This window comes from Kitasatospora sp. NPDC034035 (assembly GCF_055575755.1).
Window position 1 is genome coordinate 159,218 of the sequence record NZ_JBVISA010000014.1, and the last position, 21,420, is coordinate 180,637.

The window sequence follows — 21,420 nt, forward strand, 5'->3', positions numbered from 1 at the left end:
CCTCACGACAAGTATGCCAGTCGGCGCGGATTACCGGTCCTTGCAAATAGTTCGACTTATGGCTCACCCCTCCCCGGTCCAGGCCGCCGAGCAGAACGCCGTGGCCAGCTCCTCGGTGTACCAGGCGGCCGCCAGCCAGGCCCCGGCGAAGGCGTCGTGGTCGTCCGCCACGATCCGGCCGAACACGTCGCGCCGCTGGGCCGTCGCGGCGGCCCGCAGGCCGTCCAGCAGCCCGGCGGCGGTGGCCAGCCCGGCGGCGCGCAGCAGGCCCCGGTCGGCCGCCGCCGTGGCCCCGCTCGGCGCGAGGGCGTGCCGGCCGGTGGTGACCGTCTGCTCCACCCGGCGGCCGAGCACGTGCACCGGCGGACCGTACGGCGTGCGGAGCTCCGAGCTTTCGGCCGGTTCTTCGGGCGCCGCTTCCGGGGGCGTGAGGTCGGCGGTCTGGAGGCGTTCGAGGCCGAGGTTGACCCGGCCCGCCCGGTCGGCTTGAACCAGCGGGTCCGGGGCCAGCGGGCCGGTGGCCTGCGAGTCCGGCGCCTGCGGGGGCGTGCCGATCGCGAGCAGGCGCAGCTCCGGGCGGTCCGCGCGCTCCAGTCGGCCGACCATGCGCAGCCGCAGGCCGGGCACGGTGGCGAGCAGCGCGAGGTTCGCCCGGAAGGGCAGGTCGGGGTGCTCGTGCGGCGCGCGCAGGGCGATCACCGGGCCGCCCGCCGTGCACCGCGCCAGCAGCTGCGGCGCCCCGCCCGGGCCGGTGGGGGCCGTGCCCAGCAGTGTGACGTCCAGGAAGAGCAGGTCGCTCCCGGCGGGTCGGCTCTCGTACGGCAGGTCCTGGGCCGCGAGCGCCCGCGCCACCTGGACGGCCACCGGTTCGGCCCAGAGCCGGGCCGCCGGCTCCGCCGTCCACGCGGCGCCCGCCGCGCGGACTGCCCGGACGGTGGCACCGGCCCCCAGCCGCCCGGCGGCGGACCGGGTCGCTCCCTGGACGGCCAGCCCGGCGCGGCTGAACTCGCGGAGGCTGAGCGCGGTGTCGCCCAGCCGGACCGTCCGGTTGCCCGCCCCGACCGCCTGCGGAGCGGCGGCCGCCGCGTCGTCGTACGGCATGACCTCGGCGATCGTGCTGAGACGCCCGTCGGCGTCCACCGCCCAGCTGACCGCGCCCGCGTGGGTCGCCGTCAGCACCGGTTCGGCGAACAGCCCGTAGAGCCGCAGGCCGCCCTCCTCCCGGTAGCTCTGGCGCGCGGTGCCGCGCAGCTCGGCGACCGGGCCGGTGCCGGCGGCCAGGGCGGTGGTGAGGCCGAGCAGCTCGCGCAGGCCGGCCACCAGGTCCGCCAGCCGGTGGTCGGGCGCACCGGACCGGGCCGACCGGACCCGGGTCACGACGGCGACGGCCACCGCGGCCGGGCGGTGCAGGCCCGCGAGCCGGGCCCGGTGGGCGGCGCGCAGGAGTTCGGCCTGGGAGACGGCGCCCGCGCCGCTCACCCCGGCGGCGAGGACGGCGGCCGCGGCCCGGTGGAGGTGGCGGGCGGCATCGAGTTCGGGGGCGGTGAGAGCGGTGGGGGCGGTGGGGGGTGTGGGACCGGTGGCGGGCGTGGTGGCCGCCGGTCCCGTCGGCGCCTGGGGTGTCCCCGGCGGCGCCTCGGCCGCTGCCGCCCGCGATGCCGTTTCGGCCGGCTCCGTCGCGCCGGTCGGCTCCGGCGGCTCCGGCTCCGTGGCCTCGGTGAGCGGACAGAGGCTGACGGCCGCCGCCCGGTGCACGCAGGCCGGGGCGAGGAGGCAGCCGCAGCGGACGCCCGTCTGGTCGGCGACCGTCCCACCCGGGGCGTGCAGGACGAGCACCGTCTCCTCGTCCACCTCCACCCGCCACTCGTCACCCGCGCGCGCCACCGGACGCTCCGCCAGCTTCGCAGCCGCGCCGTCCAGCCGCTTCTGCAGCCGGGCGCTCAGCCCGGCCACCACCTCGGCGACCACCTCGGGCCGCACGCCCGGCCACTCGTTCGTCCGCACCGTCACACTCATCGCACCTTCTCCCCCACCCAGCGGGCCAGTTCCAGCGGGCTCAACGCCGCCACGGGCATACCGGCCGCGACCAGTCGGCCCGCGACCGCCTTCGAGTAGCGGGCCGTCCCGGTGTCGTCCAGCGCCGCGCAGCCCAGCAGGTGCACGCCGGAGTCCACCAACGCCCGGGTCTGGGCCAGCAGCCCGGAGACCGGCCCGCCCTCCTCGAAGTCGCTGACCACCGCGACCAGCGTGCGGGACGGCACCGTCACCAGCTCCCGCGCGTAGCGCAGGCCGCTCGCGATGCTGGTGCCGCCGCCGATCCGCACTTCCAGCAGCAGGCTCAGCGGGTCCTCCACGCGCTCCGTGAGGTCGACGACCTCGGTGGAGAACGCGACGAAGTGGGTGCTCAGCGAGGGCACCCCGGCCAGGATCGAGGCTGTGAGCGCCGCCCAGACCGTGGAGGCCTCCATCGACCCGGAGACGTCCACGACCAGGATCAGCCGCCAGTCGTTGGCCTGCCGCGCCCTGGTCCGGAACACCGGGCGCTCGGGCACGATCAGGGTGCCGCCCCCCGGCGCGGGACGGGCGGTGGCCAGGTTGGCCCGGATGGTCCGGTCCAGGTCCAGCCCGCCACCCGGACGGCGGGACGGGCGCGGCACCGCGATCCCGGTCAGCGCCGGGCGCAGCCTGGTCGCCAGCTCCCGGGTCAGCTCGTCCACCAGGCGCCGCACCAGCGGGCGCAGCCGCGCCAGCCGGGCCTCGGGCAGGCCGCCCGCGTGCTCCAGGACGGTGCGCAGCAGGTCGACGGACGGGCGGACGGCGGACGGGTCGATCGCCGCCAGGACGTCTGTGCGGCCCTGCGCGACGGCGGCGGCCAGCACCTCCTCCCGCAGGCCCGGGCCGAACAGCGACTCCAGCTCCTCGGCCCACTCCCGCACCCCGGGGTAGGGGGCCTCGCGGCCGCCCCGGCTGCCCCGGCTCCCCACGCCGGGACCGGAGCCCTCGCCGTGCCCGCTGCCGTACAACTCGTCCAGGGCGGTGGCGAGTCGGGCGCCGCGGCCGCTCAGGCCGCCGTTGCCGGGGCGGCCGAGGAGCAGCCGCCAGCGCTCGGCGGGCCCGAGGGTGTGGTGGGCCGGGTCCGCCGCGGCGACGTGCTCGGGGGCAAGCTGTGACGCCGGGGCCGGATCAGGGGCCGGATCGGGGGCTGCCGGTGCCGGTGCCGGTGCCGGTGGCAGCAGGCCGCGGCGGGCCAGCGCGGCGCGGGCCGCGAGGTCCGCCCGCACCCAGCCGGCGAGCACGGCGGGGCCGGCCTCCTCGGGCAGCGCGGTGAGCCGGGTGCCCAGGTGTTCCTCGACCAGGGCCAGCAATCGGTCACGGGCGGCCGGACTGAGCGTGTCGAAGCCGCCGCGCAGCGCGGGCAGCCGGTCCAGGAAGGCATCGTCGGGCAGCGAGGTGACCCGCTCCAGCACCGGCGCGAGCGCCTCCGGGGCGGAGTCGAACAGCCCCTCCGCCGCCGTCAGCAACCCGACCAGCGCCCGCCCGAGCGCGTGCCGCGCCTCCGGACCGGTCGCCCCGTCCACCCACGAGGCCGCCCGAGCGCCCAGCACCCCGGCCGCCTCCTGCCCGAGCAGCACCCGCACCGCCCCGGCCGCACCCCGCACCAACGGACTCCCCCGCTCGGCGAGTTCGGCCAGCGCGTATGACGGCCGCACCCCACCCAGCCGATCCGCGCGCCGCGCCAACTCCACCAGCGCCCGGGCGTCCTGCGGATCGTCCGACCCGCCCAGCCCCTCCAACTGCCGCACGGCGGCAACCGTCAGGACCTCCCCGGCGGCCGCCAACGGCCCGGCGGAGGAGGAGGGAGAAGAAGAGAAGGGGGAGGAGGAGCCGGACGCCGGAGCGCCTGAGGTAGGCGAGGCAGATGAGGCAGGTGAGGCAATGTCCTGACCACCGGGCGCGGCTGGCGCCCCCTCCTCGCTGGGCGCCGTGTTCTCCCCGCTCTGGGGGCAGCCCGGGAAGTGGCCGGCGGCGAGGCGGTCGAGAAGGGAGAGGGCGTCGAGGAGGTCGGGGAGGGTGGCTGAGGCAGGGAGGGTGGTGGTGAGTTGGGCGAGGCGGATGTCGGTGAGGGCGGGGAGGGCGCAGGAGGCGGCGGCGGTGAGGCCGTCGATGATCTCGCGCGGGGTGGGGTCGGCGGTGAGGCGGGTGCGCAGGGCGCCCTCGGCGGCCTGGGCGGGGGTGACGCCTCGGGTGCCGGCGACCGTGAGCATGGCGGCGGTGGCGGGTGTCCAGTGGAGGCGCCAGCGGGTGCCGAGGGTTTCGGTGCCGCCGGCGCCGGTGGTGGGGACGGGGTCGGCGTAGGGGACGTCGCAGGCGGTGAGGCGGTGGAGGAGGATCTCGCGGCGGCGGTCGAGAGGGCTGCGCAGCGGGTCGAGGCGCAGGTCGCGGGGGCCGGGGTCGGCGGGGCCGGGGAGGCCGAGGTCGGCGAGGAGGGTCTCGACGGCCGGGGCGAGTCCGCTGCGCGGGGCGGCGGGGCTGGGGCGGCCGGTGCGGGTGCCGATCAGGACCTGTTCGAGGGCGCGGGCGACGGCCCGGCCGCGGCCGAGGGGTTCGCCCTGGGCGAGGACGGTCTGGACGGCTTCGACCAGTTCACCGCGGCCGGGGACGGCGTGGCCGCGCAGCCGGGCGAGGTCGCCGGCCAGGCGGACGATCTCGCGGGCGTCGGCCGGGCCGCTGGGGTGGTCCTGGCTGCGCAGGGCGGCGCAGATCCGGACGGCGGTGGTGGTGAGCGCCTCGGCGAGCCGTTCGGGGTCGCCGCCGGCATCGAGGACGGTGTGCTGCCACTCCGGGTCGCGGATGCCCGCCGGGTAGCCGGAGCGGGCGTCGAGCAGCGGGTAGGTGTACGGGATCAGGGAGAGGACATGGCCGGGGTCGTCCGGGTGCGGCGGCTCCTCGGTGGCGATCGGGCCGTCCAGCAGGGCGGAGGCGTGGAAGGCGCCGACCACGGCGGCGATCCGGCGCCCGCCGGCCGAGGCGGCCCGGATGCGGGCGCGCATCCAGGCCTCGCGGCGCAGGTCGTACGGGTCGACGCCGGGGCCGGTCTCGGCGTCGTGGCGCAGTGCCCAGCCGACGAGCAGGGCGGCGCGCCGGACGGCTTCCGGGGTGGAGCCGGGGGCGGCGGTCTCGACCAGCCGGTCCCACAGGTCCTCGTCGGTGTCCCGGCCGGTGAGGCGGTGGCGCAGCGCGTCGGCGACGCCGGGGGCGTCCGGCGCCCCGCCGATGCGCCGTCCTTCGCCGGCCCGGGTGGTGCGGTGGGCGAGCGGGAGGTCGCAGGCGATGGCCTCCACGCCGTTGCGCCGGGCCCACCGCAGGGCGGCGAGCTCCGGGGAGAAGTCGGCGAACGGGTAGAAGGCGGGGCCGCCCGCCTCGTCGGGTCCGGCCGGGGCGGCGGCGAGGGCGACCGGGGCTTCGGTCGCCTCGTCCGCGAGCGGGCCGAGCCAGGGCTGGAACTCGGCGGGCAGTTCGACCAGCACCGCCTCCGGTCGGGCGGCGTCGAGCAGCGCGGGGACGACCGCGCTGAGGGACGGCGCGTGGTGGCGCACGCCGATCAGGTAGGGCCCGGGGCGGCCGGCGCCGGAGGCGGCCAGCCGGTCGGCCTCGGTCCGGACCGTACGGTCCGCGTCGTCCGGGACGGGGGTCACCGCGCTGCTCATCGGCTCAGGCCTCCAGCGCCGAGCGGAGGTCCCACAGGGTGCGCCAGGTGGCGGCACCCTGTTCGGCGCGGCGGCGGACCGGGCCGTCCCAGTAGCCGAGCAGGCGGGCCGCGTCGGCGGGATCGTCCTTGCGGACCACGCCGAGGAGCTGGCCGGGGAGGCGGCCGAGCAGGTCGCCGCCGTCGGGCAGGTAGGCGGCGGTGACGCCGAGCGCGGTGGCGACGGAGACCGCCTCGGCGGTGCTCATCACGGTGGACGGGCGTTCGACGTCCCAGCCCTCGGTGGAGCGGCCGGTGCGCAAGTCACGGAAGGCGGTGATCAGGGCTTCCAGGACGGCGTCGTCGACCGCGTAGGCGGCGCCGGCCCGGGCGACGGCGACGGTGGACTGGCGGCGGACCAGGTCGACCTCGGCGGCGAGGCTGCCGATCGGGCCGACCGTCTCGAAGTTGAACCGCCGTTTGAGGGCCGCGGACATCTCGCTGACGCCCTTGTCCCGCAGGTTGGCGGTGGCGATCAGGGTGAAGCCGGCGGCGGCGTGCAGCTGCCCGTCCGGGGTGCCCGCCAACTCGGGTACGGCGACGCGCCGTTCGGAGAGCAGGGAGACCAGGGCGTCCTGCACCTCGGGCAGGCAGCGGGTCACCTCCTCGACCCGGGCGACCGCCCCGGTGGTCATCGCGGTGAGCACCGGGGAGGGGACGAGGGCCTCGCGGCTGGGGCCCTGGGCGAGCAGCAGGGCGTAGTTCCAGCCGTACTTGAGCTGGTCCTCGGTGGTGCCGGCGGTGCCCTGGACGGTGAGCGCGCTGGTGCCGCAGACGGCGGCGGCGAGCAGTTCGGAGAGCATCGACTTGGCGGTGCCGGGCTCGCCGACGAGCAGCAGGCCGCGCTCCCCGGCGAGGGTGACGACGCAGCGTTCGACCAGGGCGCGCTCGCCGACGAACTTGGGCTCGATGACCAGGCTCCTGCGCCCGGCCTTGAGCTTCTCGCCGTCGCTGCCCATCACGAAGGTGACGACGGCGCGCGGGGTGAGGTGCCAGCCGGGCGGGCGCGGGCCGCTGTCGTGTGCGGCGAGGAACTCCAGTTCGGCGGCGTACTTCTCCTCGGGCGGGACGATCTGCCGCTCCGCGGGCATGGGTACGGAGGTGGTGGTACTCATCGGCGGGCCTTCCTGCGCTTGCTGGTCTGGAGCTCTTCGTAACCGGGGGCGTCGCCGTCGAGGGTGCGCTGCCAGGCCCGGGCGAACAGCTCGGGGACGGGCAGGTGCGCCAGCACGGGCCGGTGGGTGGGCAGTTCGTACAGGGCGGCCTTCCAGGTCTCGGCCGGCAGGGCCGGGGACTTGGCCTCCTGCCAGCCGCCGGGCAGGAAGAGGCCGCGGCCGGCCCGGGACCGCTTGGCCTCCAGCACCAGGTGGGTGGCGGCGAGTTCGGCGCGGGCCCGCTTCAGCCGGGCGGGCTTCCAGCCCGTCCAGCGGGCGACGTTGCGGTCGGTCGGGTCGGGCAGGGCGAGCAGTTGGAGGTAGAGCGCGGCTGCGTCCTCGCCGAGGCCGTGGGTGCGGGACACCTCGGCGACCAGCTCGGGGGCGGACAGCTGCGGGTTCTGCAGCCAGGCCGGGCCGTCGCCGACGGCCGTCACGGCGGAGGCGGCGGAATCAGCACAGGCGGCGGAGCAGGCGGCGGCGGAGGCGGCCAGGCGCTCCGGTTCGCCGCGCAGCACGGCCGCGATGGCGGCCCGCTCGGTGCCGAACCAGTAGCTGCTGGAGAGGCCGTCGAGCAGTTCGAGCAGCGGGTCGTCCGGGCCGGCCAGGGCGGCCGGGCGCAGCCAGACCCGCTCGTACTCCTCGTGGTACGGGGTGAGGACCAGCGCCGGGCCGCAGCGGACCAGACCGTCCGGGTCGGCGCCGCCCTCGGCGGGCAGGCCGAAATGGGTGCGCAGGACGGCGGCCAGCGAGGTGCCCTTGGGGGTGCGGACGAGGTCGAGGTCGAGGAGCAGCTCGGGGTCGGCCAGGCGCTCGCGCAGCGCGGCGGCGGCCCGGGGCAGCAGCGCGCGCAGCGGGCTGTCGGCGGGCAGGTGGTAGGCGAGCCAGCGGATGGCGTCGATGGTGGAGTCCAGCGCGCCGGATCCGGGCACGGCGGACGGGTCCTCGGGGACCAGCTGGGAGGTGCCCTGGTCGTTGTCGTTGCGCCGGAAGCCGGTGGTGCGGGTCAGCCACGGGGTGTGGGCGGGGTTGAGCACCGCCTCGATGGTGCCGATGGACACGCCCTGGACGGTGGCCTGGGCCTCCTCGGGGAGGGTGACGAGCCGTCCGAAGCGGCGGATCCAGGCCTCGGCCCCGGCGGCGAGGTCGGGGCCGTCGGTCCACAGCGTCTTCGGGTCGGCGGGCAGCAGGGCGCTCCACACGTCGGCGATGCCGGCGTGGTCGTGTCCGCGCAGCCAGCTCTGGGCGGCCCTGACCTCGGCGGGCTTGAAGCCGTACTCGGCGGGCACCTCGGCGTTGCCCCAGTGGAGCAGGCCCGGGGGCGGGCTGAGCAGCAGGGTGGCGCGGGTGGTGCCGATGCCGGTGAGTTCGGAGAAGGCGGTGGCGCGGGCGGCGTCCCAGGGGACGCTGCGGCCCAGGGCGGCGACCTGCCGGAACGTGGCGGTCCAGGCGGCGGAGACCCGTTCCTCGGTGCCGCGCTCCTCGACGGTGGTGAAGTGCGCGACGGGGCCGAACTCCCCGCTCGGGTCGTGGTCGACGGCGAGCCAGTGCACCGTGCCGTCGGAGAACTGGCGCCGGTGGCCGAGGATGACGACGGTGCGGTCGCCGTGCCGTAGCACCTCGCCCTGGCGGTGGCTGGTGGGCCGGTCGCTCGTGGTGCGCTGCGCCGGCTCGGCGAGGACGATCTCGCGCAGGGTGGCGCCGCGGTCGGCGAGCGGGCCCTTGGTGAGTTCGCCGAGCAGCAGGACCAGCGTGGAGCGGTGGGCCGGCTTGGTGAGTGGGGCGGCCACGGCGTGGGCCAGGGCGTCGACCCGGCCGAGCAGGTGCAGCCAGCCGTGGTTGGCGTCGCCGCCGTGCAGGGTGACGCTCGCCGGGGTGGTCCAGCCCTCGCCACTCGCGCCGTTCGCGGCAGGCGGGGCGGGCGGGGCGGGTGCGGCGGGCGGGGCGGCGAGGACGGCGCTGACGGTGCGCAGGTTGTTGAGCACCCAGCAGCGGTCGGAGGTGCCCCAGCCGTTGCCGAAGCCGCCGATCTCGGGCAGGACGGCGCGGACGGCGTCGCGCAGTTCGTCGTCCCGGCCGTGCTCGGGCCGCCATTCGGCGGCCTCCGCCTTGCCGGGGCGCTCGGCCTCCGGCTGCGGGACGAACCGGGCGACCCCGTCCAGCAGGTCGGCGGCGGCGCGGGCGAATCCGGCGACGCCGGCGAGCAGCAGCGGGTGGGCGATCCCGGGCAGGGCGGCGCCGACCGCCTCGACCGGCAGGGTGGTGCGGGCCTCGCCCCGCTGGGCGAGCGGGCGCCGGACGCCCTGGACGGTCAGCCAGCGCTGTTCGTCCGCCGGGACGGGCTCGGCGTCGACGGGCCAGGCGAGGTCGATCAGGTGGGCGGCCTGCTCCGTGGTCAGGCCGCGCAGGGCGCGGGATCCGGCCTCGTCGCGGGGCCGCAGGGCGTGCCAGTGGTCGTACGGCGGGACGAGGACGGTGCCGGCGGCGGAGAGCTCGCCCGACCGGCAGCTGCGCAGGTCGGCAGTGCGGTCCGCGCGGTCGGCGAGGTCGGGCAGGTTGAGGGAGAGGTGTTCGCCGCCCGGGCGGCTGACCACCGGGCGGCCCTCGCCGGGCAGGGCGAGCCGGCCGACCGGGACGATGTCCGGCTCACGCCGCCCGTCCAGCGGCAGGACGATGCGCTGCCCGTCGGCCGTGAAGGTGGTGACGACGCGGCCGGGCTCGCTGCGGACCCAGCTGCCGAGCACGGTGCCGTCGGTGCCGAGCGGGGTCTGCTCCAGGCCGGGCTGCAGCGGCAGCAGCCGGGTACTGCCTTCGGCGAGCCGGCCGGCCGCGGCGGTGGCGGCGATCACGGGCGGCTCGGCGGCGCGGCCCAGGGTGCCGGTGGCCGGGTCGAGTTCGCGCAGGACGGGGCCGTCGGCGCCGTGGCGCAGCGTCCAGTAGCCGGTGCCGTCGCCGAGGACGGGGTGTTCGTTGGGCATCCGGGTGTCGCCGGGGTGCAGCGGGCGCTCGCCGGTGGTGCGGCCGCCGCCGGGCAGCGGCAGGGACGGCACCTCCGGGAACCGCTCGCCGTAGTGGTAGCCGGCGATGGTGCTGCCTTCGAGTCCGAAGGTCTGCTCCGGGCGGCCGGACCAGTACGCCGTCTGCTTTCCGTCCTCGTACCAGACGACGAGGAGTTCGCCGTCGACCAGGCGCAGCCGGGGGCGGTTCCAGTTCTCCGGCAGCTTGGGCAGGCGCAGGGTGTGGTCCAGCAGGATGCCCTGCGGGCCGACCACGACGGCGCGGTCGAGGCGGGCAAGGATCAGGTACGGCCAGGCGTCCTCGACGATCAGGCCGCTCAGGCCCCGGGTGCGCAGGCCGGGGGCCGTGGTCGGCGGGGCGTCGGCGGCGGGCGGGTCGGCCAGCTTGGCGAGCGCCTCCTCCAGGGCGGGCCAGCCGAGTTCGTCCAGGATGCCGGCGCCGAGGGCCCGGGCGAGCAGGCCGGTGACGTCGAGTGCGGCGATCTTCTCGGCGGCGGCCGGGGCGACCGTGCGGATGGCGGTGCGGTGCTGGCTCAGCGAGCGGACCAGGTCGGCGGCGCCGGCCAGGCCGCGGGCGGCCGTCACCTCCTCGGCGCAAGCCTCGGCCCACTCCGCGAACAGCTCGTTCAGCAGCGGCAGCACGGCCGCCTGGCGCTTGACGGCCGTCTCCCAGGCGGCCGGGGTGGCGCGGCGCAGCATCGGCCGGTAGCGGGCGTCGGCGGCGAGGGCGGTGAGGCCGGCGCTGTCGGGGCCGGCCTGCCCGACCCAGTCGCGCAGGTCGAAGCCGCGGTCGGCCGGCGGGTCGGCCACGGGGACGCCCGCGGCCAGCAGGAGGTCCAGCAGGTCGAGTCGGGTGTGGCTCGCCTGGACGCCGGTGAAGAGGTCGACCGGGACGGCGTCGGCGCGCAGCCGCTCGACCATCCGGCCGGCCAGGGCGAGGGTGGCCGGGCAGCTGGGCCGGGTGCGCCAGCCGCGGCCGAGGTGGTGGCACCAGCGCTGGAGCCAGGCGGCGGCGGGCTCGGCGCCCTCGGGGCGGGGGCCGGTGAGCTGTTCCTCGGCGCCGGTCGCGGCGAGGACCGCCAGCCAGGCGGTGTCGTGCGGGGCGGAGTCGGCGGCGGCCGGGTCGGGCAGCAGCTCCAGCAGGCGGACCCGGATCCGCGCGTCGGCCTTGCCCAGCTCGACCAGCGCGCCGTGCCAGGACTTCCAGAACGCGGCGGGCGCCCGGTTGACCGCCGGGGAGGCCAACAGCTCGGCGAGCAGCGCCCGTTCGTGCTCGGCACGGTCGAGCCCGGCGGCCCGGATCAGCGCGCGGGCGTCCTCGGCGACCCCGGCGTACGGGGCCATGCCAGCCGCGGAGCGCTCGGTACACAGCTGGCGGAAGCGCTGCCAGGCGGTCAGCGGGTCGAGCCGCCGGGCGAGCTCCTTGACGTACTGGCGCAGGGACTTGACGGTGAGCGCGCCGGCCAGCGCGAACTCCAGGAAGACGGCGCGCAGCCGCTCCTCGTCCACCGTCAGGCCGTGGGTGCGCTCGGCGTCGCGGGCCTTGCCGAACCAGGCGGCGGCGTAGGTCTGGTTGCCGTGGCCGAGGAAGATCCGGCCGACCTCCTCGCAGAAGGTGGGCAGGAAGTGCGGGACGGCGCGGCCGAGGCGGGTGGCGAGCTCGTCGAAGCCGTCCTTGGCGGCGCCGGGCTTGGAGGTGGCCTGGCGGGCCAGCCGCTCCATCTCCTTGACCAGGGCGAGCGCGTGGTGGCCGTTGGCCGGGTCGTGGACCAGTGCCCAGGCGGGGAAGCCGAGCGCCTCCTGGCGGACCTGGCCGACCTCGGCGGGCTCGGCGTCGGGCGTCAGGCCGAGGAAGTCGAGGGCGAGGTCCTCGGCCTGCCCGAGCGCGCCGGGGACCAGCCGGACGATCCGGCGGCCGTCGAGCGCGGGGTGGGTGTAGGCGCGGGCGGTGAGCACGTCGGCGGCGCTGTCGGGGCGGCCGGCGTCGGCCAGGGTGCCGGGCGGCAGCACGGCGCCGGCGTCGAGCAGGGCTTCGGGACGTCCCTCGTGCGAGGCGGTCGTGGCCGAGCCGGTGGTGGTGTTCGGGCCGGTGGCGGTCATGCGGCGTCCTCCCCTTCGATCGTGCGGCCGGCGTACAGGGCGGCGGCCATCCGCATGCCCTCGGACCAGGCGACCGGCCCGACCTCGGTGAGCGGCAGGGCCCGGCCGTCGGGGCCCGCCCAGCTGAGCGCTCCGGTCTCGCAGGCGTCGTACTCGTAGTAGTCGCCGACCCAGACCCGGGCCTCGACGGTGCGCCCGCCCTCGGTGACCGGCTGGACGGCGGAGCCGCCACGGATCCGGCAGCCGAGCCGGGTGCAGCGGCCGGCCAGCTCGCGCAGCTCGCGGTAGCGGCCGCCGGCGTAGGTGGTGACCTCGGTGCCGCCCGGGAGCTCCGCCGGCCGGTGCCAGACCTCGCGGTAGAGCTGCTGGACGCGCTGGGAGACGCCGAGCTCGACGGCGAACTCGCGCAGCTCGTCGAGGTCCTCGAGGAGGACGGGGTGGGGTATCAGGACCTCGCCGTCGGTGAGGCGGACGGTGTCGCCGTCCAGGTCGACCAGGCCGAGGCCGCGCTCGGCGTCCGCGCCGCGCAGGAAGCCGGCGACCGTGCCGTCCGCGCCGGTGACCACCAGGTCGCGCAGCACGGCCTGCCAGGCCTCGTCCGGCCACACGGCGGTGATCACCGCGGCGGGCACCGGCAGCGAGCGCACCATCCAGCGCTCGACGTCGTCCCGGCAGCTGCGCTCGTGCGCGGACAGCCACTCGGCGAGCTGCTTGAGCTGGGTGACCACCGGGTCGTCACCGAGCTTCGACGGAACGGACTTGAGATCGCGGCCCGCCGCGTTGCGGCACACCACCCGGCCCTCCCCGTCGAGCGCGACGCGGTACCCTCCCGCGCCCGTCTCCACCCATGCCACGGCCGTACTCCTCCCACCCGGGGACCACCCGGGAACCACGTCTCGATCGCCCTGCTGACCAGCGATGGGAGGAACGTAGCGAGGCCCACTGACAACGGGACGGGCGGGGTGGAGACGGCCGGGGCGCAGGGATTCGAAACCGCTCGAACGGGTGATCGATCAGGCGAAGGGGACGAGCCCGTTGACGAAAAGCAGTGCCGTCAACCCAGTGGCGCCCGGGGCACGATGACCGGCGCGCCGTCGCCCGGCGCCGCGAGCACATGGCTGTCGATGTCGTACAGCGCCCGCACCAGCGGCGCGTCCACCACCTCGCGCGGCGGCCCGCAGGCCACCACCGCGCCGTCGCGCAGGGCGACCAGCAGGTCCGCGTAGCGGGCGGCCGCCGCGAGGTCGTGCAGCACCATGACCACCGTCCGCCCGCCCGCCGCGACCTGGCGGACGAGCTCCAGCACCTCGACCGCGTGCCCGAGGTCGAGCGCGCTGGTCGGCTCGTCGAGCAGGACGACCGGGGTGTCCTGGGCAAGCACCATGGCGAGCCAGCAGCGCTGGCGCTGGCCGCCGGAGAGTCGGTCGAGGCGGCGGTCGGCGAGGCCCTCGACGCCGGTGGCACGCAGGGCCTCGGCGGTGAGCCGCTCGTCGTCCGGCGACCACTGGTGGAACAGGCCCTGGTGCGGGTGGCGGCCGTAGCGGACGAGTCCGGCGACGGTGACCGCCTCCGGCGCCTGCGGGCTCTGCGGCAGCAGGGCGATCCGGTGGGCGGCCTGACGGGGGCGCAGCCGCCAGACGTCCTCGCCGCCGACCAGGACCCGTCCGCCGTCGGGCCGGTGCAGCCGGGCCACGGCCCGCAGCAGCGTGGACTTGCCGCAGCCGTTCGGCCCGACCACCGCCACCACCTGCCCGGCCGGGACGGTGAGGTCGACCCCGTCGAGCACCGGGCGCCCCGGGCCGTAGCCGGCGGTGAGGCCCTCGATCGTCAGCTCCATACCGTCATGTCCCTACCGTCATATCCATCTCGTCGACTCCATGGCGGGCCCCGGTCCGGCGCGTGCTCAGCTGCCGCCGAGCGCCTTGGTGAGGTCGCCGATGACGACGTCGGCGGCGAGCGGGCCGCCCCGGGTGGACCAGACCGAGCCGTCCACCGTGACGGCGTGGTTGTTCTTCACCGCGTTCAGTTCCCGGTAGGCGGGCTTGGACTGGACCTCCTTGAGCGCGGACTTGCCGTCGTCGGTGAGGGTGGACAGGAACAGCCAGTCGCCGTCGATCTCGGAGAGCTTCTCGAGGCTGAGCGCCGGGCTGTGCGCGTTGCCGTCCTTGTCCTGCGCGGCCGGGCGGGTGAGGCCCATGTCGAGGGCGACGCCACCGGCGAACTGCTTCCTCTCCATCCAGCTCGGGCCGGTGGGGTTCCAGCGGACGATGGAGACGGCGGCGCCCTTGTTCCCGAGCCCGCTGCCCGCCTTGGCGGCCTTGGCCTCGTAGTCGCCGATCACCTTGTCGGCCTGGTCGAGCTTGTTGACGGCGTTGCCGATGCCCCGGAAGGCGAGCTTCCAGTCGTCGGTGGGTGCCATGGTGACCAGGGTGGCGGGGGTGATCGCGCGCAGCTGCTTGAGCACCTGCTCGTCCTGCATGTCGCCGGCCAGGATGAGGTCGGGCTTGGCGGCGACCACCTTGTCCATCACCGGCTGCAGCAGGTTGCCGACCACCGGCACGCCCTGGACCTTGTCCTTCAGGTACGCGGGCGGCTCGTCGAGGCCCTGGCCGTTGGTGATGCCGGCCGGCTTGACGCCGAGGGCGAGCACCGCGTCCAGGTCCTCCTGGGTGAGGGTGACGATCCGCTGGGGCTCGGCGGGGACCTCGACGGCCTTGCCGGTGGCGTCCTTGACGGTCCGCTTGCCGCCGTTGCCGCCGCCCGCCGCTTCCGCTCCCGGCGAGGTGGCGGGCGCGGAGAAGCCGGAGGAGCCCGAGGAGCCGCAGCCGGTGAGCAGGAGGGCGGCCGCCCCGGTGACGGCCAACGCCTGGGCCGCGCGGCGGCGGACGGGGCTGAGCGGGCGACGGGCGAACGGCATGGATGCCTCCGGGCAGTGGCGGTAAGGGAGTTGAGCGGAGTCCGGGCGGCTCGACGGGACGGCGGCGCCCCGCGAGGTGCCCCGGGAGGACCCTGCGAGGTGCCCCCGGAAGACCCTGCAAGGCACCCCGTGAGCGCCCTGCAGACGGCTCGCCCATTAGGTTAGCCTTACCTTATGACATTGTCGCAAGCGGGCGTCCACGAACCGCCCCCTGCCACCGCGCCGGACGCGCCGCCGCCGACCCGGGAGCCCCACCGACCCGCGCACGGCCGCCCCACCTGGCCGGTCGCCGTCGGGACCGTGGCACTCCTGCTCGCCCTGGCCGCGCTCTCGCTGTCGGTCGGCGCCGGCGAGGTCGGACCCGGGCGCGTGCTGGACTACCTGCTGAACCGTGACGGCGCCCGCGCCGACGGCCGACTCGCCCTGGTCGTCGGCGACTTGCGACTCCCCCGTACCCTCACCGCCCTGCTGGTCGGCGCCGCGCTCGGCGTCGCCGGCGCGCAGCTGCAGTCCGTCACCCGCAACCCGCTCGCCGAGACCGGCCTGCTCGGTGTCAACGCCGGCGCCTCGCTCGGCGTCGTCCTCGGCATCGCCGTCCTCGGCGTCCAGACCTCGTACGGCTACCTCGCCCTCGCCTTCGGCGGCGCGGTGCTCGCCAGCACGCTGGTGCTGCTGATCGCCGGCAGCCGGGGCGGCGGCTCGCCGATGCGGCTGGTGCTGGGCGGCTCCGCCGTCGGCGCGACCTTCGGCGGACTCACCGGCGTCCTGATCGTCAACTCGCCGGAATCGTACGACCGTTATCGAGCCTGGGTGCTCGGCTCACTCGCCGGCGTGGAGGGCTGGGCCACCCTGCGCCAGCTCGCCCCCGTCCTCGGCGCCGGCTTCCTGCTCGCCCTCCTCGCCACCCGCCCGCTCACCGCGCTGGCACTCGGCGACGACCTCGCCCGCGGCCTCGGCCACCGGCCCGGCGCCACCCGGGCCGCCGTCGCCGTCGCGGTCACCATGCTCACCGCCTCCGCGGTCGCGCTGGCCGGACCGGTCTCCTTCCTCGGCCTGCTCGCCGGATTCCTCGCCCGACCCGTCGCCGGGCCCCGGGTCGGCCGGCTCACCCTGCTCGCCGGACTGTTCGGCGCCGCCGTGCTGACCGGCGCCGACATCCTCGCCCGGGTGGTCGCCCGGCCGTTCGAGGCTCCGGTGTCGGTGATCGTCGCACTCGTCGGCGCCCCCGTACTGATCGCCATCGTCCGCTCCCGGCACTCCGCCGCCCTCGCCATCACCGACCCGGCCGAGACCGCCGCCCCGCCCGCACGGCACCTCGAACCACCCTCCCCGACACCGGACTTCGCCCTTCGGCACGGCAGCCGGTCGCTGCTGCTCCCCCGCCGGGCACTCGCCGCCTCGCTCGGCCTCGCCGCCGCTCTGCTCGCCGCCGTCGTGGTCTCCGCGCACGCCGGGCAGAGCGAACTCGGCCTCGGCCGCACCTTCCAGGCCGTGTTCGGCTACGGCGACCGCCTCGACGTCCTGCTGGTGCAGAAGTTCCGGCTCGGCCGGATCGTCGCCGGGCTCGCCGCGGGAGCCGCACTCGGCCTGGCCGGGTGCCTCACCCAGACCCTCGCCCGCAACCGCCTCGCCACCCCCGAACTCCTCGGCGTCAACGACGGTGCGACAGCGGCCGTCCTGGTCTCCGCCACCGCCTCCGGCACCTTCGGCGCCTGGTGGGCCGGGCCGCTCGGCGCGCTCGCCGCCGTCCTGGCCGTCACCCTGGTCTCCGGCGGGCTCGGCGCGCGCGGCTACCGGGTGCTGATCGTCGGGCTCGCGATGTCCGCGCTCGCCTCGGCGGTCATCCAGGTCGCGCTCGCCCGCCGCTCGCTCAACTCGGCTGGCTCGCTGTACATCTGGACATCCGGCAGCCTCAACGGGCGCGACTACGCCGGCGCCGCACCCGTCCTGATCGGGCTCGCGGCGCTGGTGCCGCTCGCCCTGGTGGTGGCCCGGCGGCTGGCGGTGCTGCGCTTCGACGACGACGTCGCCTCCGCGCTCGGCGTCGACCCCGGCCGGGTCCGACTCGCCTGCCTGCTGCTGGCCGTCGCCCTGGCCGGGCTGGCGGTCGGCGTCTGCGGGCCGGTCGGCTTCGTCGCCCTCGCCGCACCCGTCATCGCCGGACGCCTCGCCGGGCCCGCCCGCGTCCCGGTCCTCGGCTCGGCGCTGACCGGCGCCCTGCTCGTCGTCCTCGCGGACACCCTGGGACGGGTGCTGATCGGTGGGGTGGAGATCCCCGTCGGCATCGTCACCACCGTCCTCGGCGGCCCCTTCCTGCTCTGGGTCCTGCTCGGCCGCAAGAGCGGCACGACGTAAGCCACTTCAGGAGACCGCGACCATGGAAACCCCTCCCCTCGTCACGCCCGACCCCGACGACCCCACCTACCGCCTCGTCACCCTCACCCACCGGGACGAGGAGTGCGACGGCGTCCTCGCCCTGTTGCACACCGTCACCGACAAGGACCGCCACTCCGACGACCTCACCCCGCACCTGATGAAACGTCAGACCGACGGCGGCTGGTCGATCACCTACCGGCTGCGCGCCGACCACCGCGCCTCCTACCAGCTGTACCCGTTCCACGGCGAAGCCCCCGGCACGACCCGCCCCGACTGGCTGTACGTCCTCGACCACGCCCGCCCCGACCCGTACGACACCGAACCCCGACTGCCCGCCCGCGACGGCCGCCACCCCGCCTCGGTGCTCAGCCTGCCCGACGCGCCCGCGCAGCCGTACGTCCGGCAGCGGGACGGCGTGCCGCGCGGCCGGACGGTCCCGCACACGGTCGCCGGGCGGCGGGTGGACGTCCACCTGCCGGCCGGGCACGTGGCCGGGGCCGGGGCCGGGCGTGGCCCGTACCCGGTGATCGTCCTGCTGGACGGCGAGATGTGGGGCAAGGTGCTGGCCGTCGGCGACACCCTCGACAACCTGACGGCCGACGGCGCGATCCCGCCCACCGTGGTCCTGCTCGTCCACACCATGGGCCCCGGCCGACCCGACGACCTCAGCTGCGACCCGGCCTTCGTCGACCTCCTCGCCGACCGCCTCCTCCCCTGGGCCGCACGGGAGTTCGGCGCGACCACCGACCCCGCGCGCACCGTCATCGCGGGCCAGAGCGCGGGCGGGCTCACCGCCGCCTTCGCCGCCTACCGGCGGCCCGAACGCTTCGGCAACGCGCTCTCCCAGTCCGGCTCCTTCTGGTGGCCGGACGGGACCGAGTTCGACGAGGGCAGCGAATGGCTCACCCGGCGGTTCGCCGCCGAGGAACGCCGGGCGGCCCGCTTCTACGTCGAGGTCGGGCTGCAGGAATGGATGCTGCTCACCCAGAACCGGCACCTGCGGGACGTCCTGCTGGCGCGCGGCTACGACCTCGCCTACCGCGAGTTCAACGGCGGTCACGACTACGCCTGTTGGCGCGGCGGGCTCGCGGACGGGCTCGCGCACCTGCTGGGGGCGTCCGCATCGGCGGCATCACCCGAAAGGACGAAGTAGGGCGAAGCCACCCGTGTCGCCGACCACCGAGCGCCCAACGTCGGGGAACCCGCCGTCGGGAGCGGTAGTCACCGGGAGGTCTCGTGGTTGGCGGCATGCGGTTCGCCCGTCCGCTGGAGGTGCGGTGGATCCACGGATCGCCGTCGTCCAAGCACAACACGGACCCGGAGATCCACGTCCACGTGTACGACGAGCACACCGTCATCATGCGGCAGAACAAGGCGGTCCACTACGAAGCCCCGTTCCTGTACCTGCTGTTCGGGGCGGAGCGCGCTCTCCTGCTGGACACCGGGGCCACCGCCGAGCCCGCGTTCTTCCCGCTGCGCACGGTGGTCGACGGCCTGATCGGGCGCTGGCTCGCCCGCCACCCCCGCGACGGCTACGAACTGCTCGTCCTGCACACCCACGACCACGACGACCACGTCGCCGCCGACCGGCAGTTCGCCGACCGGCCGGACACCACCCTGGTGCCCGCCCACCCGGCCGCCGCCTGGCCGTACTTCGGCTTCGACCGGAATCCGGAGGCGGTGGCCACGGTCGACCTCGGCGGCGGCCGCGCCGTGGAGTGCCTGGCCACGCCCGGGCACCACGCCTCGGCGGTGACGTACTACGACCCGTGGACGGGCTTCCTGCTCACCGGCGACACCGTCTACCCGGGCCGGCTCTACATCGACGACTGGGCGGCCTTCGGGCGCTCCGTCGACCGGCTGCTCGACTTCGCTCGGCACCGCCCGGTGACGTACGTCCTCGGCTGCCACATCGAGATGACCCGCCACCCCGGCGTGGACTACCCCGTCCGCACCACCTACCAGCCGAACGAACCCCCACTCCAACTCACCCTCGGCCACCTGCGCCAGATCCGCGCCGCCCTCGCCGAATCCGGCCCCTCCCCGACCCGCCGCGCCCTGCGCGACCTGGTCCTCTGCCCGACGGGCTGAGCCCCGCCGGGCGCGACCGGACCCGACCGGAATCAGTCCCGGTACGGAACCAGCAGGGACAGGTCCAGCTCGAAGCCGAACGGCTCGGGAATGCCGATGGTCTCGCCGAACTCCCGCTCCGTCCGCGTGTGGTAGCGGTCGCGGTTCGGCTCCGAGAACAGCGTCACGGTCTTCTGCCGCGGGTCCACGATCAGGTAGAGCGGGAGGCCCATCCGCGGGTAGTCGCGGACCTTCCCGCTCCAGTCGTTGTCGGGGTTGGACGGCGAGACGATCTCGACCGCGATCAGGGCCAGCTCGGCCGGGATCTCGCGGCCCAGCTCGATGACGTCCTCGGGCAGGTAGGTGAGGTCGGGGTTACGGACCGAGCCGACCTCAGGCGAGGAGAGGTCGCTGTTCCCGGTCGGGAAGTACCCCGGTGGGCAGTGTGCCTCGAACTGGCGCTGGACGATCGCGAGGTTGAGCTGGTGGATCGACGACCGCGACGCCTGCATGACGATGATGTCGCCGGACAGCTCGACCTTGTAGCCGTCCGGGAGTCTACGACGGGCCTCTTCGAGCAGGCGATAGTGCTCAGGGTTCATGCGGTCTCCGTAAGTTGTTAGGCGGCCCGGGAGGGCCGGATGTGGCTGATGCGGTCTTGCCTTCTGTGGCTCCCGAGGAGTGGCCGTCCGGCTCTCCGGGGCGCCCTGGCTGCTGATTGAGATCTGCGTTCCGAGCGCTGTTTACGGAGCTGACGGCGGGGTGTTCCTCGGGCCAACGGCGAAGCAGGCAGTTCGAGGAGGGGCGAATGAGCAGACAGCGGGACCAGGTCTGGGCCGGCATCGACGCGGGCAAGGGCCACCATTGGGCGGCGGTGGTCGACGACACCGGCGCGACCCTGTGGTCGCGGAAGATCGACAACGACGAGTCGGCGATCCTGACCGCGATCGGCGAGATCCTCGCCCTGGCCGACCGGGTTGCCTGGGCGGTGGACATCTCCGGCACGGCGTCGGCGCTGCTGCTGGCCCTGCTCGCCGCCCACGGGCAGAAGCCCGTGTATGTGCCCGGCCGGACCGTGAACCGGATGTCCGGCGCCTACCGGGGCGAGGCGAAGAGCGACGCCCGCGACGCCTACGTGATCGCGGAAACCGCCCGCGTCCGCCGGGACTTCGCGGCGATCGACGTGCCCGCCCAGCTGGCGGCCGACCTCGCGCTGCTGACCGCGCACCGCACCGACCTGGTCGCCGACCGGGTCCGGATGATCAACCGCCTGCGCGATGTGCTGACCGGGATCTTCCCGGCGCTGGAGCGGGCCTTCGACTACTCCGCCCACAAGGGCGCCCTGGTACTGCTGACGGGCTACCAGACCCCGGCGGCCCTGCGTCGCCGCGGGCGGGCCCGGCTGACGGCCTGGCTGGCCAATCGCGGCGTGCGTGGCGCGGACGCAGTGGCCGCCACCGCTCTGGAGGCGGCCGGCGCCCAGCACACCGTGCTGCCCGGCGCGGATGTCGCCGCGCAGATCGTCGCCGACCTCGCGGCCCAGATCCTGGTCCTGGACGACCGGCTCAAGGGCATAGACAAGCAGATCAAGGCCACGTTCCACGCCCACCCGCAGGCGGAGATCAGCGAGTCGCTGCCGGGCGTCGGGCCGATCCTGGGCGCGGAGTTCGTCGTCGCCGCCGGCGACCTGAGCGCCTACGCCGACGCGGGCCACCTGGCCTCGGCGGCCGGGCTGGTGCCCGTCCCGCGACTCGGGCCGACGGACCGGCAACCTGCACCGGCCCAAGCGCTACAGCCGCCGCCTGCGCAGGGTGTTCTACCTGTCCGCGCAGACGAGCATCATCAGAGACGGGCCCAACCGTGACTTCTACCTCAAGAAGCGCGGCGAAGGGCTCAAGCACGTCCAGGCGATCATTGCTCTCGCCCGCCGACGGGTCAGCGTCCTGTGGGCCCTCCTGCGCGACAACCGGGTCTTCACCCCCGATCCGGCCGCGCAGACGGCTTGACTCAATCATTGAGACTCCTCCGGTGCTTCGGCCA

General features: G+C 75.9%; 11 protein-coding genes and 1 pseudogene. 4 read left to right on the forward strand and 8 right to left on the reverse strand.

Features of this window, described 5'->3' with window-relative positions:
* Positions 1 to 63: 63 nt before the first annotated feature.
* The 7 genes from ACZ52J_RS21435 to ACZ52J_RS21465 form a co-directional block, all read right to left on the reverse strand.
* Positions 64 to 2,016, reverse strand: a complete 1,953-nt coding sequence (locus tag ACZ52J_RS21435) for a hypothetical protein (protein WP_465620798.1) — start codon at positions 2,014 to 2,016, stop codon at positions 64 to 66.
* Positions 2,013 to 5,708: a DUF5682 family protein gene (locus ACZ52J_RS21440; RefSeq protein ID WP_465620799.1), complete on the reverse strand. Its 3,696-nt coding sequence runs from the start codon at positions 5,706 to 5,708 to the stop codon at positions 2,013 to 2,015. The genes ACZ52J_RS21435 and ACZ52J_RS21440 overlap by 4 nt, the downstream gene beginning before the upstream one ends.
* A 4-nt stretch (positions 5,709 to 5,712) precedes the next feature.
* A complete protein-coding gene (locus tag ACZ52J_RS21445) occupies positions 5,713 to 6,861 on the reverse strand; it encodes an ATP-binding protein (protein WP_465620801.1) in 1,149 nt (382 codons plus the stop codon).
* Positions 6,858 to 12,017: a hypothetical protein gene (locus ACZ52J_RS21450; RefSeq protein WP_465620803.1), complete on the reverse strand. Its 5,160-nt coding sequence runs from the start codon at positions 12,015 to 12,017 to the stop codon at positions 6,858 to 6,860. The genes ACZ52J_RS21445 and ACZ52J_RS21450 overlap by 4 nt, the downstream gene beginning before the upstream one ends.
* Positions 12,014 to 12,871, reverse strand: coding sequence for a DUF4132 domain-containing protein (locus tag ACZ52J_RS21455; RefSeq protein WP_396287661.1), 858 nt, complete (start codon positions 12,869 to 12,871; stop codon positions 12,014 to 12,016). The genes ACZ52J_RS21450 and ACZ52J_RS21455 overlap by 4 nt, the downstream gene beginning before the upstream one ends.
* Positions 12,872 to 13,071: 200 nt before the next feature.
* Positions 13,072 to 13,854, reverse strand: coding sequence for an ABC transporter ATP-binding protein (locus ACZ52J_RS21460; RefSeq protein WP_465620805.1), 783 nt, complete (start codon positions 13,852 to 13,854; stop codon positions 13,072 to 13,074).
* Between the two features lie 66 nt (positions 13,855 to 13,920).
* Positions 13,921 to 14,934: an ABC transporter substrate-binding protein gene (locus ACZ52J_RS21465; RefSeq protein ID WP_465620807.1), complete on the reverse strand. Its 1,014-nt coding sequence runs from the start codon at positions 14,932 to 14,934 to the stop codon at positions 13,921 to 13,923.
* 174 nt (positions 14,935 to 15,108) lie between these two features.
* On the opposite strand from ACZ52J_RS21465, the gene fhuB reads away from it, so the two are divergent.
* The 3 genes from fhuB (at position 15,109) to ACZ52J_RS21480 (ending at position 19,401) form a co-directional block, all read left to right on the forward strand.
* A complete protein-coding gene (gene fhuB / locus ACZ52J_RS21470) occupies positions 15,109 to 17,289 on the forward strand; it encodes a Fe(3+)-hydroxamate ABC transporter permease FhuB (protein ID WP_465620808.1) in 2,181 nt (726 codons plus the stop codon).
* Between the two features lie 22 nt (positions 17,290 to 17,311).
* Positions 17,312 to 18,463, forward strand: a complete 1,152-nt coding sequence (fes, locus tag ACZ52J_RS21475; RefSeq protein ID WP_465620810.1) for an enterochelin esterase — start codon at positions 17,312 to 17,314, stop codon at positions 18,461 to 18,463.
* Between the two features lie 95 nt (positions 18,464 to 18,558).
* A complete protein-coding gene (locus ACZ52J_RS21480; protein ID WP_465620812.1) occupies positions 18,559 to 19,401 on the forward strand; it encodes an MBL fold metallo-hydrolase in 843 nt (280 codons plus the stop codon).
* Positions 19,402 to 19,433: 32 nt separating this feature from the next.
* Here the strand turns inward: ACZ52J_RS21480 and ACZ52J_RS21485 are convergent, their stop codons facing one another.
* A complete protein-coding gene (locus ACZ52J_RS21485; protein ID WP_465620814.1) occupies positions 19,434 to 19,982 on the reverse strand; it encodes a Uma2 family endonuclease in 549 nt (182 codons plus the stop codon).
* Between the two features lie 206 nt (positions 19,983 to 20,188).
* On the opposite strand from ACZ52J_RS21485, the pseudogene ACZ52J_RS21490 reads away from it, so the two are divergent.
* Positions 20,189 to 21,386 (forward strand): annotated as a pseudogene (locus ACZ52J_RS21490) (IS110 family RNA-guided transposase).
* Positions 21,387 to 21,420: the final 34 nt, after the last annotated feature.

Excerpts from the sequence above, each read along its gene's own strand:
- fes (WP_465620810.1), top strand. The coding sequence starts at position 17,312 with ATGGAAACCCCTCCCCTCGTCACGCCCGACCCCGACGACCCCACCTAC.
- ACZ52J_RS21435 (WP_465620798.1), bottom strand. The coding sequence starts at position 2,016 with ATGAGTGTGACGGTGCGGACGAACGAGTGGCCGGGCGTGCGGCCCGAG.
- ACZ52J_RS21445 (WP_465620801.1), bottom strand. The coding sequence starts at position 6,861 with ATGAGTACCACCACCTCCGTACCCATGCCCGCGGAGCGGCAGATCGTC.
- ACZ52J_RS21440 (WP_465620799.1), bottom strand. The coding sequence starts at position 5,708 with ATGAGCAGCGCGGTGACCCCCGTCCCGGACGACGCGGACCGTACGGTC.
- fhuB (WP_465620808.1), top strand. The coding sequence starts at position 15,109 with ATGACATTGTCGCAAGCGGGCGTCCACGAACCGCCCCCTGCCACCGCG.
- ACZ52J_RS21450 (WP_465620803.1), bottom strand. The coding sequence starts at position 12,017 with ATGACCGCCACCGGCCCGAACACCACCACCGGCTCGGCCACGACCGCC.
- ACZ52J_RS21460 (WP_465620805.1), bottom strand. The coding sequence starts at position 13,854 with ATGGAGCTGACGATCGAGGGCCTCACCGCCGGCTACGGCCCGGGGCGC.
- ACZ52J_RS21480 (WP_465620812.1), top strand. The coding sequence starts at position 18,559 with ATGCGGTTCGCCCGTCCGCTGGAGGTGCGGTGGATCCACGGATCGCCG.
- ACZ52J_RS21485 (WP_465620814.1), bottom strand. The coding sequence starts at position 19,982 with ATGAACCCTGAGCACTATCGCCTGCTCGAAGAGGCCCGTCGTAGACTC.
- ACZ52J_RS21465 (WP_465620807.1), bottom strand. The coding sequence starts at position 14,934 with ATGCCGTTCGCCCGTCGCCCGCTCAGCCCCGTCCGCCGCCGCGCGGCC.